Origin of the sequence: Leifsonia williamsii, from assembly GCF_030433685.1 — a bacterium.
In the GTDB taxonomy this organism is placed as follows: Bacteria; Actinomycetota; Actinomycetes; order Actinomycetales; family Microbacteriaceae; genus Leifsonia; species Leifsonia williamsii.
In genome coordinates this window covers 503,290-516,744 of the sequence record NZ_JAROCF010000001.1, presented here as the reverse complement: position 1 = coordinate 516,744, position 13,455 = coordinate 503,290, and the positions used below count along the sequence as shown (strand labels likewise).

Annotated in this window: 16 protein-coding genes; 14 read left to right on the top strand and 2 right to left on the bottom strand. The window is 71.4% G+C overall.

Features of this window, described 5'->3' with window-relative positions; all coding sequences use genetic code 11:
- Window positions 1-94 precede the first annotated feature (94 nt).
- From P5G50_RS02365 to P5G50_RS02330, 8 genes are all read left to right on the top strand, one after another.
- Window positions 95-3,073, top strand: coding sequence for a PAS domain-containing hybrid sensor histidine kinase/response regulator (locus tag P5G50_RS02365; RefSeq protein ID WP_301212811.1), 2,979 nt, complete (start codon window positions 95-97; stop codon window positions 3,071-3,073).
- Between the two features lie 273 nt (window positions 3,074-3,346).
- Window positions 3,347-3,646, top strand: coding sequence for a hypothetical protein (locus P5G50_RS02360; protein ID WP_301212812.1), 300 nt, complete (start codon window positions 3,347-3,349; stop codon window positions 3,644-3,646).
- A 49-nt stretch (window positions 3,647-3,695) separates the two neighbouring features.
- Window positions 3,696-4,169 carry a hypothetical protein gene (locus P5G50_RS02355; RefSeq protein ID WP_301212814.1) on the top strand — a complete coding sequence of 158 codons (474 nt, stop codon included), beginning with the start codon at window positions 3,696-3,698 and terminating at the stop codon, window positions 4,167-4,169.
- Window positions 4,166-5,398 (top strand): NRAMP family divalent metal transporter, encoded by a 1,233-nt coding sequence (locus tag P5G50_RS02350; RefSeq protein ID WP_301212815.1) that lies wholly within the window; start codon window positions 4,166-4,168, stop codon window positions 5,396-5,398. The genes P5G50_RS02355 and P5G50_RS02350 overlap by 4 nt, the downstream gene beginning before the upstream one ends.
- A complete protein-coding gene (locus tag P5G50_RS02345) occupies window positions 5,395-5,796 on the top strand; it encodes a PRC-barrel domain-containing protein (RefSeq protein WP_301212816.1) in 402 nt (133 codons plus the stop codon). The genes P5G50_RS02350 and P5G50_RS02345 overlap by 4 nt, the downstream gene beginning before the upstream one ends.
- Window positions 5,783-6,127, top strand: a complete 345-nt coding sequence (locus tag P5G50_RS02340) for a PRC-barrel domain-containing protein (RefSeq protein WP_301212817.1) — start codon at window positions 5,783-5,785, stop codon at window positions 6,125-6,127. Before P5G50_RS02345 ends, P5G50_RS02340 begins: the two co-directional genes overlap by 14 nt.
- A 10-nt stretch (window positions 6,128-6,137) precedes the next feature.
- Window positions 6,138-7,349 (top strand): cytochrome P450, encoded by a 1,212-nt coding sequence (locus tag P5G50_RS02335; RefSeq protein ID WP_301212818.1) that lies wholly within the window; start codon window positions 6,138-6,140, stop codon window positions 7,347-7,349.
- Complete coding sequence (locus tag P5G50_RS02330; protein ID WP_301230559.1) at window positions 7,346-8,311, top strand: glycosyltransferase family 2 protein; 966 nt, start codon at window positions 7,346-7,348, stop codon at window positions 8,309-8,311. The genes P5G50_RS02335 and P5G50_RS02330 overlap by 4 nt, the downstream gene beginning before the upstream one ends.
- Here the strand turns inward: P5G50_RS02330 and P5G50_RS02325 are convergent.
- Together P5G50_RS02325 and P5G50_RS02320 are read right to left on the bottom strand one after the other, a co-directional pair.
- The gene (locus tag P5G50_RS02325) at window positions 8,300-8,596 is read right to left on the bottom strand and encodes a hypothetical protein (protein ID WP_301212764.1); all 297 of its coding nucleotides are present in this window, start codon (window positions 8,594-8,596) and stop codon (window positions 8,300-8,302) included. The genes P5G50_RS02330 and P5G50_RS02325 overlap by 12 nt on opposite strands.
- Window positions 8,597-8,619: 23 nt before the next feature.
- Window positions 8,620-9,600 (bottom strand): hypothetical protein, encoded by a 981-nt coding sequence (locus P5G50_RS02320; RefSeq protein WP_301212763.1) that lies wholly within the window; start codon window positions 9,598-9,600, stop codon window positions 8,620-8,622.
- A gap of 188 nt (window positions 9,601-9,788) precedes the next feature.
- On the opposite strand from P5G50_RS02320, the gene P5G50_RS02315 reads away from it, so the two are divergent.
- The 6 genes from P5G50_RS02315 to P5G50_RS02290 all read left to right on the top strand — a co-directional run bounded on the left by P5G50_RS02315 (window position 9,789) and on the right by P5G50_RS02290 (window position 13,399).
- Complete coding sequence (locus P5G50_RS02315) at window positions 9,789-10,835, top strand: iron-containing redox enzyme family protein (protein WP_301212762.1); 1,047 nt, start codon at window positions 9,789-9,791, stop codon at window positions 10,833-10,835.
- On the top strand, window positions 10,832-11,074 hold the full coding sequence (locus P5G50_RS02310; protein ID WP_301212761.1) for a CDGSH iron-sulfur domain-containing protein: 243 nt from the start codon (window positions 10,832-10,834) through the stop codon (window positions 11,072-11,074). Before P5G50_RS02315 ends, P5G50_RS02310 begins: the two co-directional genes overlap by 4 nt.
- Before the next feature lie 137 nt (window positions 11,075-11,211).
- Complete coding sequence (locus P5G50_RS02305; protein WP_301212759.1) at window positions 11,212-11,712, top strand: CinA family protein; 501 nt, start codon at window positions 11,212-11,214, stop codon at window positions 11,710-11,712.
- 1 nt (window position 11,713) lies between these two features.
- Window positions 11,714-12,280 (top strand): DUF6328 family protein, encoded by a 567-nt coding sequence (locus P5G50_RS02300; RefSeq protein WP_301212758.1) that lies wholly within the window; start codon window positions 11,714-11,716, stop codon window positions 12,278-12,280.
- Between the two features lie 82 nt (window positions 12,281-12,362).
- Window positions 12,363-12,806 (top strand): helix-turn-helix domain-containing protein, encoded by a 444-nt coding sequence (locus P5G50_RS02295; RefSeq protein WP_301212756.1) that lies wholly within the window; start codon window positions 12,363-12,365, stop codon window positions 12,804-12,806.
- Window positions 12,807-12,823: 17 nt separating this feature from the next.
- Entirely contained in the window at window positions 12,824-13,399 is a 576-nt protein-coding gene (locus tag P5G50_RS02290) for a PIN domain-containing protein (RefSeq protein WP_301212755.1), read from the top strand.
- Window positions 13,400-13,455 lie beyond the last annotated feature (56 nt).

Genomic DNA, 13,455 nt, shown 5'->3' with positions numbered 1-13,455 from the left:
GCGGCGTCGTCGCGCGGATTCGCTCTGCGAACATCCCTCGGCCTGCTCCATGCGGCACAGTGTAGGCCGCTCCCTTCCAGGTACCATTCCCCCCATGTCCGCAACCACCCCGGCCGAGGCCCTTCGCGACGGCGGCATGGAGGCGCTCTTCCACGGCCACCCGGACGGCGTCTGCCTCGTCGACCTCGACGGCGCGTTCGTGGAGTCGAACGAGGCGCTCGCCCGCCTGAGCGGCTACTCGGTGGAGGAGCTCGGCCGGATGACGTTCGAACGCCTCCTGCACCCGGACGCCGTCGAGGGCACCTGGGCCGGCTTCCGTCGCGCGACCGGCGGCGAGAACGCCCGCTACATCACGCGGATCGTCACGCCGGAGGGCGCGACGCGGGTGCTCGACGCGACCAACATCCCGCTGCGCGGCCGGGAGGGCGAGGTCGTCGCCGTGCTCGCGATCGTCCGCGACATCGGCGATGTCGAGCGCGCGGCGGCCGAGGCGGCGGGCAACGAGGCCCTGATGCGGATGGCGGCGCGGATCGCCCGCTTCGCCGGCTGGGTGGTCGACGTGCCGACGCGGCGCATCGTGCTCAGCGACGGCCTCCACGAGCTGCTCGGCATCGAGCGCGGAGCAGTGCCGCACGACGGCGACGCGGTCGCGCTGTTCGAGCCGGCCGACCGGCCGGCGATCATGAACGCGTTCCACGCCGCCATGGTCCTGGGCGAGCCGCTGGACGCGCACGGCACCCTCCACGACGCGGACGGACGGAGGATGCACGTCCACCTGGTGGGCGAGCCCGAGCGCGACGAGACCGGCCGCATCGTCCGGCTGCACGGCGCCTTCCACGACGTCACGCCGCTCGTGCGGCACCGGGAGGAGCAGCGCGCGATGGCCCGCTTCCTCCGCAACGGCCTCGACCAGGTGCACGAGGCCATCGCCTTCGTCGACCGGGAGTGGCGGTTCACCTTCGCGAACACGCTCGCCGTGCAGTACGCGGGCGTCTCGGAGGCGCAGCTGCAGCAGTTGTCACTGTGGGAGGCGTTCCCCACCGCCGTCGGCACCGACTTCGAGCGCATCTACCGCGACGCGATGGAGCGCGGAGTGCCCGGCACCGCCCGCGGCTTCGTGACCGGCTGGGAGCGCTGGTTCGAGGTCAGCGCCAACCCGATCGACGACGGCATCGCCGTCATCGTGCGCGACGTCAGCGACGACCAGCGCTCGCGCGAGATCCTCGCCGAGTACACCGCGCGGGTGGAGGCGCAGGCCCGGCTCCTCGACGCGGCGCGCGACGCCATCATCGTGCGCGACCTCGCCGGCCACGTCACGTACTGGAACCGCGGCGCCGAGCGCATCTACGGCCGTGCCGCCCACGAGGTGCTCGGCCGCCAGATCGGCGAGGTGCTCTCGGTCCCGCCGGACGACTACGCCCGCATGGACGCGGCCCTGTTCCGCGACGGCTACTGGACGGGCGAGATCCGGCAGCGCCGGGCCGACGGCACGCCGATGCTCGCCGAGAGCCGACTGCAGGTCGTGCGCGGAGACGACGGAGAGCCGACGGCGGTCTTCGGCGTCCACTCCGACGTCACCGACCAGAAGCGCCTCGACAACGAGCGCGCCCGCGCGCAGCGGCTGGAGAGCCTCGGCACGCTCGCCGGCGGCATCGCGCACGACCTCAACAACGTGCTCACCCCCATCCTGATGACCGTGCAGCTGCTCGCCGCCGACGAGACCGACGAGCGCAGGAGGGAGCTGCTGGCCGCCATGGACGCCGCCGCCCACCGCGGCGCGGCGATGATCCGCAAGGTGCTCTCGTTCGCGCGCGGCTCCGGCGGCAAGCGCGGCCGCGTCGACGCGGGGCGGCTGCTGCGCGAGCTGCAGGCGCTCGGCCGCGAGACCCTCCCGCGCACCATCGAGCTGGAGGTCGTCGTGCCGGAGGACCCGCCGGCGGTGCTCGCCGACGAGACCGAGCTGTTCCAGGTGCTCGTCAACCTGGCCACGAACGCGCGCGACGCCATGCCGGACGGCGGGAGGCTGACCATCCGCGCCGACCCCGTCGCCGACGGCCTCCGCTTCGAGGTCTCCGACACGGGCTGCGGTGTCGACGACGCGACCAGGGCGGCCATGTTCGAGCCGTTCTTCACGACCAAGGAGTCGGGCACGGGCCTCGGCCTCCCCACCTCCGCGGCCATCGTGAAGGCGCACGGGGGCGACCTGGAGGTGCGCTCGCGGCCCGGCGAGGGCACGGCGATCTCGTTCGTGCTGCCGGCCGCACCGGCGGACGCCGTCGTCGAGGCGCCGGAGCCCCACCCGGTGGAGCCGCAGCCCGGCGCGGGCCGCAGCGTGCTCGTGGTGGACGACGAGGCGACCATCCGCGACCTGGTGGCGCACACGCTCCGGCAGGCGGGCTATCGCGTCGCGACGGCAGAGGGCGCGGAGGCGCTCGGGCTGCTGGCCGACCCGGCGCAGCACGTCGACGTGGTCGTCACCGATGTCATGATGCCGGAGGTCAGCGGCGACGGCCTCGCCCGGCTGGTGGCCGCGGGCCGGCCGGGCGCGGCCGTGGTGCTCATGAGCGGGATGGACCCCGGACCCGGCGCACGAGCCGCGGTCGAGGCGGGCGCCGCGCTCTTCCTCCCGAAGCCGTTCACGCCGTCGATGCTGCTGGCCGCGGTGGACCGCGCGCTGGCCCAGTCGGTGACGGGCCCGCAGGCGGTGGTGGCCCAGGACCTCGACGTGCAGGACGTGGAGGCGGAGGCCGCTCCCGTCGCGGCCGCAGCGGTCCTCATCGACGTGGTCGCACCCGTGCTCCGCCGCGCGATCGTGGCCCTGGAGGCGCCGGTCGCCGACGACGTCGCCATCGCCGCCCTCGCCGCAGAGCTCGCCGCGACCGCCGAGGAGGCTCAGCGCCGGCTGGGCGCCGCCGCACGCGACCCGCGCATCCACGGGATCGTCGGGGCTGCGGCCTCGGCGGCCATGGCGCTGGCGCTGGCCGAGGCGGGCGTTCCGAGGGAGGACGTCACGGCCCGGCTGCGGGAGGGGCTGGCCGACCTCGCGGCGTTCGCGGCGGCCCCGGCGGACTGACGGGGATCAGCGGACCGGCCGGAGAATCGGCGAGGTCCTGGTCACCCGAAGACCAGGACCTCGCCGTTACGGCGGCGCGGCCCCGTCGGGACCGGGGGAGGGCGTCGGGGCCGGCGCACGCAACGGCATCGATCCTCCCCTGCGCGGCGCAGGCGGGGCAACGGCAGGATGTCCCGCGGTATGCGCTTCCCGAACACGCGCGCTCGTCGCCGTCGCGACATCCGGCGGAATTCGGCACATCTGTAACACGCGCCCCTGTGCGACCATGTGCTCATGAAGGATTCTCACGGTATTGAAGGCCAGCCGGCCTCCGCGCACGGACCCGGACGCGCGCCCGCTGGGATCCCGCTGACCATCCGCATGGGCGAGCGGGAGTTCGCGGCACTGGTCCGCATCGCACGGCATCGCGACACGACGGCCTCCGCGCTCGTCGAACAGCTGGTGCTGCACGCGCTCACCAAGGCCGAGGTGCCACCGCCCGCCGAGTCCCATCCGGCGCGCAAGCACACCACCTACGAGGAGGCGACGGCCGGCTTCCGGCAGGAGGGCGTGCTGAAGGCCGCCGGATCGTAGCGGGAGGCTGGGGGTCGCCTGTGCGTCTCCCGGGCGTACAGTCCGAGGCATGCACGTCCGTTCGTCCTCCCGGCGGGTGGCGCCGGCGCTGGCGCCCGCCCTCGCGCTGACGGTCGCCCTGGCCCTGACCGGCTGCTCCGGCGACTCCGCCGCCCGCGGGCAACTCTCGCAGTCCGCCGGCTCCGCCGCCTCCGCCACGCGCTCCGCCGCGCTCGTGCTCGGGCTGCAGGAGGGCGACCGCCTGATCCCGGGAGTCGAGGACACCGGCCTGTCGTCCGCGGCCCAGACGCTCGCGACCGAGGCAGGCAGCGTCGCCATCATGAGCGCCATCGGCGGCATCGGGGAGCAGCGCGACCAGATCCTCTCCGACGTCCGTGATGCACAGGACACCCTCGCCCGCGCCCAGCGCGTGGCCACCGAGGGGCAGGACGACCACGCGGGCCTCGACGAACTGCGCACGCGGCTCGACCGCCTCGCCGAGCAGCTCGACGCCGCCGCCAAGAAGCTGGAGAGCGCCGGATGAAGGGCATCTTCGCCGTCGCCCTCGGCGTGCTCACCGCCATCGGCGGGTTCGTCGACATCGGAGACCTGGTCACGAACAGCGTGGTCGGCTCGCGGTTCGGCCTGACGCTCGCCTGGGTCGTCGTCGTCGGCGTCATCGGCATCTGCGTCTTCGCGCAGATGTCGGGCCGCGTCGCCGCGGTCAGCGGGCGGGCGACGTTCGAGATCATCCGCGAGCGCCTCGGCGCGCGGGCGGCGCTCGCGAACCTCTCGGCGTCGTTCCTCATCAACCTGCTGACGCTCACCGCGGAGGTCGGGGGCATCGCGCTCGCGCTGCAGCTCGCCTCCAGCATCGAGCCGGCGCTCTGGTTCCCGGTCGCCGCGATCGCCGTCTGGCTCGTGATCTGGCGGGTGAAGTTCTCGATCCTCGAGAACGTGACCGGCCTCCTCGGCCTGTCGCTGGTGATCTTCGCGGTGGCCGTCTTCTTCCTGCACCCCGACTGGTCGGCGCTCGCCTCCCAGGTCGCGTTGCAGCCGTCTCCGCACACGGACGAGCAGCCGGCGACGTACTGGTATTACGCGGTGGCGTTGTTCGGCGCCGCCATGACGCCGTACGAGGTGTTCTTCTTCTCCTCGGGCGCGATCGAGGAGAAGTGGAAGACGAAGGACCTGGCCCAGTCGCGGCTCAACGTGCTCGTCGGCTTCCCCCTCGGCGCGATCCTGTCGCTCGCCATCGCGGCCTGCGCGGCGATCGTGCTGCTGCCGAAGGGGATCGCGGTGAACTCCCTGTTCGAGACGGCGCTGCCGATCGCGCAGGCGTTCGGCAAGATCGGCCTGATCATCGTCATCCTCGGCTTCGTCGCGGCGACCTTCGGGGCGGCGCTGGAGGTCACGCTGTCGAGCGGCTACACCCTCGCGCAGTTCTTCGGCTGGCCGTGGGGCAAGTTCCGGCGGCCGGCGAGCGCCTCCCGCTTCCATGCGGTGATGATCCTGTCGCTGGTGATCGGCCTGGGCATCCTGTTCACGGGTGTCGACCCCGTGCAGGTGACGGAGATCTCGGTGGTGTTCTCGGCGATCGCGCTGCCCCTGACCTACTTGCCGATCCTCGTCGTGGCGAACGATCCCAAGTACATGGGGAAGCGGGTCAATGGGAGGGTGACCAACTTCTTCGCGCTCATGTACCTGGCGATCATCCTGGTCGCGAGCATCGCCGCCATCCCCCTCATGATCATCACGGGAGCAGGAGCATGACCGGACCCGCCTTCGCGAAGCCGCCCCGGGTGGCCGGGCGCGTGCTCGACGCGCAGCTCGACCTCCTCGACCGGCAGATCCTCGACCCGGACGGCGTGCCGGTCACGACCGTCGACGACCTCGAGCTCTCGCAGCCGGACGACCTCGGCAGGCTCGACCCGGAGGACCCGCCGACGCTGACCTCCCTGCTCACCGGCCCGGTGCTCGGCACGCGCATCTTCGGCGGCCGTCCGCCGGACTCGCGGTTCGTGCGCATCCCCTGGTCGCTGGTGTCGGACGTGGGCGTGACCGTGGAGGTCGGCACGGCCGCAGGCAACCTCGACGCGAGCTGGGTGGAGCGCTGGGTGCGCGACCACATCATCGGCCGCATCCCCGGAGGCCGCCATGATCCTGAGTGACCTGCTCGGGCGGGAGGTGCGCTCGGCGACCGGGGAACGGCTCGGCGTCGTGATCGACGCCCGGTTCGCGGTCGACGGGCCGCCGCAGCAGCTGCTCGCGGTCGCGCGCCTCCACGGCCTCATCGTCAGCCCGCACTCGCACTCGTCGTTCCTCGGCTACGAGCGCACGGACATCACCGCACCGGCGCCGATCGCGGCCTTCCTCCGCTGGCGCCAGCGCGGTACGTTCCTGGTGCTGTGGCGCGACCTGGCCTCGCTGGCCGGGGAGGCGGTCGTGCTGCGGGAGGGCGCGGTGCGGTACTCGCCGCGGCTGGCCGATTCGCAGGGGTGAGGGAGGCATGATGACCGACTCGACCCTTGCGTTCCTCCGCGACGGGTACCTCTTCGGCACCAGGCTCCTCGACCGGAGCGGCGCCGACGCCGCGTGCACCCGCCTGCTCGGGCGGCCGGTGACGGTGCTTCGCGGCGTGGAGGGCGTGCGCTTCTTCTACGAGGGCGGCCGCTTCGACCGGGCGGGCGCCATGCCGATGTCGGTGCTGGCGGTGCTGCAGGATCTCGGCAGCGTGCAGACGCTGGAGGGGGAGGAGCACCTGCGGCGCAAGGATCTCTTCCTCGACCTCGCGACCGGCCCCTCGGGCGCCGAGCTGGTCGTGGCCTTCGAGCGGGAGCTGCTCGCGGAGGCCGAGTCCGGGCGGTCGCGCGGCGACGTGCGGGCGCTCGACCTGTTCAACGCGGTGCTGACGCGGGCGGTGTGCGCGTGGGCCGGGCTGCCGGTGCGGGTGCGGCAGGAGCTCGAGCGCACCGACGTCCTGGCGCAGATGGTGGAGGCGGCCGGCTCGTTCGGCGTCTACAACCGGGTCGTGCGCGTGCGGCGCCGCCGGGCCGAGCGGATGCTCGCCGACGCGGTCATCGCCGAGCGGGCCGCTCCCTCCGCGCCGCCGGGGTCTCCCCTCGCGGTCGTGGCGGCCTATGGCGAGCCCGACCCGCTGCCGCCGGAGGTCGCCGCGGTGGAGCTGCTCAACCTCCTGCGCCCGACCGTGGCGGTCAGCCGGTTCTTGACCTTCGCGGTGCACGCCCTGCACCGGCACCCCGGCTGGCGCGACCGCATCGCGGGAGGCGACGACGACGCCGTGCGCTGGTTCGCCAACGAGGTGCGCCGCTTCTACCCCTTCTTCCCGGTGGTCGGCGGCCGTGCGACGCGCAGCATGCAGGGGGCGGGGCTGGACTGGCGCGAGGGCGACTGGGCGCTCCTCGACCTCTACGCGACCAACCACGACCCGCGGCTGTGGAGCGCGCCGCGCCGGTTCCGCCCGCAGCGCTTCGAGGGCCTGACGGTCGAGCCGAACACACTCGTGCCCCAGGGCGGCGGCCGGTACCGCGAGGACCACCGCTGCCCGGGCGAGCCGGTGACCGTCGACCTTCTCGACGCGGGCATCCGGCTGCTGACCCGGCGCCTGCGGTACCTCGTGCCCGAGCAGGACCTGCGGATCAGCCTCCGCCGCCTCCCCGCTCTGCCGCAGGACGGCATGGTCGTGAGCGGGCTGGTGGCGTGACCGGTCGCCTGGCGGCGGAGTACGTCCTCCCGTTGCGCTGGCACGACGACGCCGGTCTGGACGAGCTGGTCGCCTACCTGACCCGCCTGGTCGATCTAATCGACATCACCGTCGTCGACGGGTCGGAGCCGGAGCTGTTCTCCGCCCACGCCCGCGCCTTCCCGCCCGGAGTGCGGCACCTCCCGGTGCAGCCGTGGCCCGGTCGCAACGGCAAGGTCGCGGGCGTGATGACCGGGGTGCGGGAGGCTCGGCACGAGCGGGTCGTGCTGGCGGACGACGACGTGCGGTACACGACCTCGGCGCTGCAGGCGGTGGCCGGGCTGCTCGACGACGCCGACCTCGTCCGCCCGCAGAACGTCTTCGACCCCGCACCGTGGCATGCCCGCTGGGACACCGGCCGCAGCCTCCTGAACCGCGCCCTCGGCCACGACTACCCGGGCACGCTCGCGCTGCGGAGGTCGGTGCTGCTCGCCGCCGGCGGCTACGACGGCGACGTGCTCTTCGAGAACCTGGAGCTCATCCGCACGGTGGAGGCCGCCGGCGGCCGCACGCGCACGGCCGACGACGTGTACGTGCCCCGGCGCCCTCCCACGTTCCGGCACTTCCGCGGCCAGCGGGTGCGCCAGGCCTACGACGACTTCGCCCAGCCCGCCCGGCTCGCGGCGGAGCTGGCGGTGCTGCCCGCGGTGATCGCGGCGCTCGCCGGGCGTCGGGCCCGTTGGCTGACTGTGGGCGTGGCGGCGGTGGTGACGCTGGCCGAGGTCGGGCGGCGGCGCGGGGGAGGCGCGCGCGTCTTCCCGCGCACGGCCGCCCTCTGGGCGCCGCTCTGGCTCGCCGAGCGCGCGGTGTGCGTGTGGCTCGCGGTCGGCGCGCGGCTGCGCGGCGGCGTGCGCTACTCGGACGGCCGCCTGCGCCGCGCGGCGCACTCGGGGCGGGCGCTGCGCGCGCACCTACTGCCCTGAGTCGTCGCTTCCGTGCCCGGGAGGCGCATAGCTCCCCGAACGATGCTCACGATCGTGGAGGGCGATCACCAGTTGCAGGGCGCTGATCGCCCAGGCGAAGCCGGTGACCACGAAATAGAGCCATGCGTTGGCGACGTGCCCGAGCGACGCGAGACCGAAGGCGGCCCCCGCGAACCCGAGAAGAGCCCAGACGATCGCGTGCCAGACCCGGGGCCGGCCGAAGGCCCATCGGAACCAACCGGGGTAGTCGTCCTTGCGCGCGTTCGCGTGGTCGTGCTCTTCCATTCGGCTGCTCCTCTCTACCGCGTTCAACCGCGGCACGCCGTCAGGTTGGTGGGCAGGAACTGAGGGATGACGTATCCGAAGGCGCCTGACAGGAACTTGACCAGCCTGCCAGGTCCGTAGATAGAGATCCCGGCCCAGGCCAACGAGAAGTAGCACTCGGGAGTGCCGAACGCCTTCGGATTGGCAGGCTGCCCGTACCCGGTGAGGGGAATCGTCTGCACGTTCCGGCCATCGAGGTATTTCTGAAGCCGCGACCCCTTGCATGTGCTGAGAAGCGCACCATGGGCGAGGAAGTAGCTGCTGCCGTTCTGAAGCACGCAGTTGTACGAGTAGACGCCGGTCGAGGGGTCCGCGACCACCGGATACGCCGTGTGTTCATCCGTCTCCACCACCTGCGTGAGGGTGCTTCCGGTCACCTCGTAGTGCGTGGGTACGGGTTCTCCTTTCGCGTCTTTGGCCCATGCCTCGCCGAAAACGGCCAGCGGAGTCCCCTCCTCACCGACGACGGCGACCACTCCCTCCGGCGTCTTCACCAACGATGCGCCCTCGGGGAGCTCGATCGGATAGTCGTAGCGGTTGGGTGCCGATGCGCTGTCGACCACGGTGTGGATCTGCACCGTGCCGTCGTCGTGGATCACGGGGACCGTCGTGGTGCCGTTGTTGTTGTCGAAGGCCACGACGCCTTCTACCGGCGATGCGGTCGCGGCGGAGGCATTGTCGGCGAACGGCAGGCCGATGCTCACCTCGCCCACCGAGATTCCGTCGACCGCCTCGAAGGGCACCGCCAGCGGCGTGCCCTCGACTGTTGCCTCGGCGGCGACCCCGTCCGCCGTTGCGCCGCGGACGACGTCGGAGACGCCTTCGGGAGCGACAGCCTGGATCGCAGCCAGCGCGTCTGCAGCGTTCACCGCGTCCGAGTCGTTTGGCGTGAATCCGGTCAGTAGACCGCCCAGCACGCATACGCCGGCCGTCATCGCCGCGACCCTTGACCCTTTGGCCTTCATCCCGTCTCCTTCTGAAACAAGCATAAGAAATATCAATGCTTGTTCCGGCAGCTTGTCAGGCGAGCCGTCACCGGCGTATCCGTGCCACCACGGAATCGCCCCTCGCCGCCCGGGAACTCTGAGAAACCACGAAACCTGCGCCCGCGCAACCACTTGACCGGACCGGCGAACCCTCCGAGGTTGGGGGCATGACACCAGAACACGCGCCTGCCGCGCGCGGGCCGGTCAGCGAGGCGCTGCTCGCGGCGCTCGCCGGGGGCCGGCCGGAGGACTCCGGAGCAGGGCTGCTCGTCGCCGAGCGGGCCGCGGAGGCCGTTGCGGCCGGGACCGACATCCTCACCGACGAGGACCTCCAGTTGACCCTCTACCTGCTGTACGGCCTCTTCTACGGCGACACCGTCTCAGCCGACCCCGAGTGGGAGTGGAACCCCGAGTTGCTGCGCGCCCGGCGCACCATCGAGCGCGAGTTCGAGCGGCAGTTGCGCGATCGGGTGCCGGTGGGCGACCTCCCCGAGCCGACCGCGGACGCCGTGGCCGCGCACCTGTTCGAGCTGACGTCCGAGGATGCCGGGCCGAGCCTGTCGCGGTTCCTCGCCAAGCAGGCGACCGGCGATCAGGCCGTCGAGTTCGTCGTGCACCGCTCGATCTACACGCGGAAGGAGGCCGACCCGCACTCCTGGGCGATCCCGCGCCTGACCGGCCGGGCCAAGGCCGCGCTGGTGGAGGTGCAGGCAGACGAGTACGGCGGCGGCCGTCCCGACCGCATCCACGCCGAGATCTTCGCCAAGACCATGCGGGGCGTCGGGCTCGACGACACGTACGGCGCCTACGTCGACAACGTGCCGGCGATCACCCTCGCGTCGTTCACGATGATGTCGATGTTCGGGCTCAACCGCAGCCTCCGTGGCGCCATCACCGGTCACCTGGCCGCCTTCGAGATGACGTCGTCGATCCCGAACCGGTTCTACGGCAACGGGTTCAGGAGGCTCGGCTACGACGACGACGTGACCTGGTACTACGACGAGCACGTGGAGGCCGACGCCGTCCACGAGCAGATCGCCGGCCGCGACCTGGCGGGCGGCCTCGCGGAGCAGCATCCAGAGCTCCTGCCCGACATCGTCTTCGGCGCGGCCGCGTGCCTGTACGTCGACGGACTGGTCGGCCAGCACCTGCTGGACGCGTGGCAGGCGGGCGGCAGCTCGCTGCGGGAGCCGCTGAGGGCGGTGGCGGCATGAGCGCGCACACCCGCGACGAGGCCCCGGTCATCGTGGCCTGCCCCGACGGGCCGCTCCTGGTGCGCGGCCACATCGACCTGACCACGCCCGACGGGGAGCCGATCGAGCAGCGCCGCCGCACGGTCGCGCTCTGCCGGTGCGGGGTCTCCAGCATCAAGCCGTTCTGCGACGGCACCCACAAGGCGGTGCACTTCCGCACCGAGCCCGTGGAGACGGCGCAGCACCGGACCGACGAATAACACGAGGAAGGGAGTGTCATGTCCGACGAGAAGGACCGTCACGACGACGACACGAAGCAGGAGCAGCAGATCATCGACAAGCCCTCCCAGGCCGAGGGCGACGAGGGCGACAGCGACGCGGGCTGAGGAGGCCGCCGGTGGCAGATGAAGAGACGACCGACCGCGTGACCGGGCTCGGCGAGAGCATCGCCGAGCTCGCCGGCCGCGCGGACGCGAGCGTCGCCGTGGCCGAGTCGCTCACCAGCGGCGCGATCGCGTCGGCGCTCGGCAGGGCGCCGAGCGCGAGCGACTGGTTCGCCGGGGGCGTCGTCGCGTACTCGGAGCACGTCAAGTTCGACGTGCTCCGGGTCACGCCCGGCCCGGTGATCACAGCGGCCTGCGCCGAGCAGATGGCCGCCGGTGTCGCGCGCCTGCTGGGCGCCGACGTCGTGGCTGCGGTCACGGGAGCGGGCGGACCCGACCCCGAGGAGGGCAAGCCGGCCGGCACGGTCTACCTCGCGCACGGGACCGCCGACGCCATTCGGGTGGACGAGCTCCGGCTGGAGGGCGACCCCGCCGAGGTGGTCGAGGCCACGGTGCAGGCGGCGCTCGCCGCCCTCGAGGCGGAGCTGGCGCGGATCGCATCCCGGGAGGGGTGAGATGACCACCGACTCCGACGACAGGGACGCCAGCCCCGGCGACGGCCGCAGCGAGACCGTCAACCAGCGCGCGGACCGCAACTGGAACGAGCTGCTGCAGGAGTTCCGCGTCTTCCAGACCGGCACGCAGATCCTCGCCGCGTTCCTCCTGACGCTGCCGTTCCAGCAGCGCTTCAAGGAGCTCCACCCCTTCGACGTGCTGGTCTACATCATCCTGGTGCTGCTCGCCGTGCTGGTGACGCTGCTCGCGCTCTCGCCGGTGGCGCTGCACCGGCTCCTCTTCCGGCGGGGTGCGAAGGTGCGGCTGGTGCGCTTCTCGAACATCGTGCTCATCATCTGCCTGGCCCTGGCCTCCGTGCTGTTCACCGGCATCGTGCTGTTCATCGTCGACTTCCTGACCAGGCCGCCCGGAGGGGCGATCGCGGCGGCGTGCGTCTTCGCGGTGGTGCTGGTGCTGTGGATCGTGGTGCCGCTGGTCATGCGCGCCCGCCGCAACGACCCGCCGGGCGATGCGCCCGTCGAGGACGACAAGGCCGTCGGAGCGGACAAGCCGTCGAGGCTGCGGTGACTGGAACCCATTAGGCGTTAGACCCCCCTTTAAGTTACAGTTGCAACTGCAACTCGATCCACAGGTAGGGGAGATGACCCTCATGACCACCACGCTGCTGAAGGATGGAACCCTTTTCGTCGACGAAGAGCTGCGACTTCAGGCGGAGCAATTCGTAGCTGTCTCCGGAAATCGATCCGTTCGCGGTGTACGCGTAGTCCTTGACGACGATTCTGAAGTGATGCTCTCCGCCGAGCTGGCAGAATTCGTCGGGCGCGTGCTTGACGGATCGGCGAACGGGTCGGTTAACGTGAGCCTTCTCCCGAAGGAGCTCACGACCACGCAAGCGGCCGAACTGCTCGGAGTCTCGAGGCCGACGCTCATGAAGTGGGTGGGGGAGAGAGCGCTGCCCGCGCGCAGGGTCGGAACACATACTCGACTTGCAACGGACGTGGTCCTTAGATTTCGCGAGCAGGTACGGGCCCATGGCCGGATGGCGTTCTATGAGCTGCGGTCCTGGGCCGAAGACAACGACGCGCACGATTGACTCGCTAATCTGACCATGTGACACATCGGATCTTTGTCGACTCCAATGTACTTGTGAGCCGAACTCAGCGTGACTGGCTGTTCCAGCTCCGTCTGGAGACCTCGACGTTCCAGCTGCACTCCACCCCCGACGCCATAGCCGAAGCGGTCCGAGCCTGGCGGCGACGTAATCCGGCAGCCGATGGACGGCTGACGATTGAACTCGACAGCCTTCTGCGGCGCAATCTGGACGAGGTTCTCGAAGACTTCGCGGGAGACGTGCCCTTCGGTGGAGCCGACATCCACGATCTGCATATCCACGCCGCTGCCGTTTGGACCCGCGCAGACATTCTTCTCACTGACAATGCTCGCGACGTCGGTAACCCGGATTCGCTTCCGTACGAAGTTCAGAGCCCCGACGACTTCTTTCTACTCGCCGATGATTCTTGGCCATCGGCTGTGCGACGCGTCGTGCTGAGCCAGAGGGAATACTGGCGCCAGAGAGCCAGCACGGATCAACAGTCGAAGAGGTTGGAGCTGGCTCTGCTCGACTCAGGATGTCCACGGTTTGCTGGACGGGTGGGCATGCACCTGGAGGCTCTGGCGGGAATCTAGGCCCGATCCTTCGAATGTTCGCAACACCCACGCAGGCATTCGCGCCAGGGGTTGCC

What these genes read in the sequence shown, in the direction of transcription:
- P5G50_RS02300 (WP_301212758.1), top strand. Translation starts at nt 11,714, where the DNA reads ATGACCACCGACTCCGACGACAGGGACGCCAGCCCCGGCGACGGCCGC.
- P5G50_RS02295 (WP_301212756.1), top strand. Translation starts at nt 12,363, where the DNA reads ATGACCACCACGCTGCTGAAGGATGGAACCCTTTTCGTCGACGAAGAG.
- P5G50_RS02355 (WP_301212814.1), top strand. Translation starts at nt 3,696, where the DNA reads ATGCACGTCCGTTCGTCCTCCCGGCGGGTGGCGCCGGCGCTGGCGCCC.
- P5G50_RS02325 (WP_301212764.1), bottom strand. Translation starts at nt 8,596, where the DNA reads ATGGAAGAGCACGACCACGCGAACGCGCGCAAGGACGACTACCCCGGT.
- P5G50_RS02320 (WP_301212763.1), bottom strand. Translation starts at nt 9,600, where the DNA reads ATGAAGGCCAAAGGGTCAAGGGTCGCGGCGATGACGGCCGGCGTATGC.
- P5G50_RS02365 (WP_301212811.1), top strand. Translation starts at nt 95, where the DNA reads ATGTCCGCAACCACCCCGGCCGAGGCCCTTCGCGACGGCGGCATGGAG.
- P5G50_RS02335 (WP_301212818.1), top strand. Translation starts at nt 6,138, where the DNA reads ATGACCGACTCGACCCTTGCGTTCCTCCGCGACGGGTACCTCTTCGGC.
- P5G50_RS02315 (WP_301212762.1), top strand. Translation starts at nt 9,789, where the DNA reads ATGACACCAGAACACGCGCCTGCCGCGCGCGGGCCGGTCAGCGAGGCG.
- P5G50_RS02345 (WP_301212816.1), top strand. Translation starts at nt 5,395, where the DNA reads ATGACCGGACCCGCCTTCGCGAAGCCGCCCCGGGTGGCCGGGCGCGTG.
- P5G50_RS02310 (WP_301212761.1), top strand. Translation starts at nt 10,832, where the DNA reads ATGAGCGCGCACACCCGCGACGAGGCCCCGGTCATCGTGGCCTGCCCC.
- P5G50_RS02360 (WP_301212812.1), top strand. Translation starts at nt 3,347, where the DNA reads ATGAAGGATTCTCACGGTATTGAAGGCCAGCCGGCCTCCGCGCACGGA.
- P5G50_RS02350 (WP_301212815.1), top strand. Translation starts at nt 4,166, where the DNA reads ATGAAGGGCATCTTCGCCGTCGCCCTCGGCGTGCTCACCGCCATCGGC.
- P5G50_RS02340 (WP_301212817.1), top strand. Translation starts at nt 5,783, where the DNA reads ATGATCCTGAGTGACCTGCTCGGGCGGGAGGTGCGCTCGGCGACCGGG.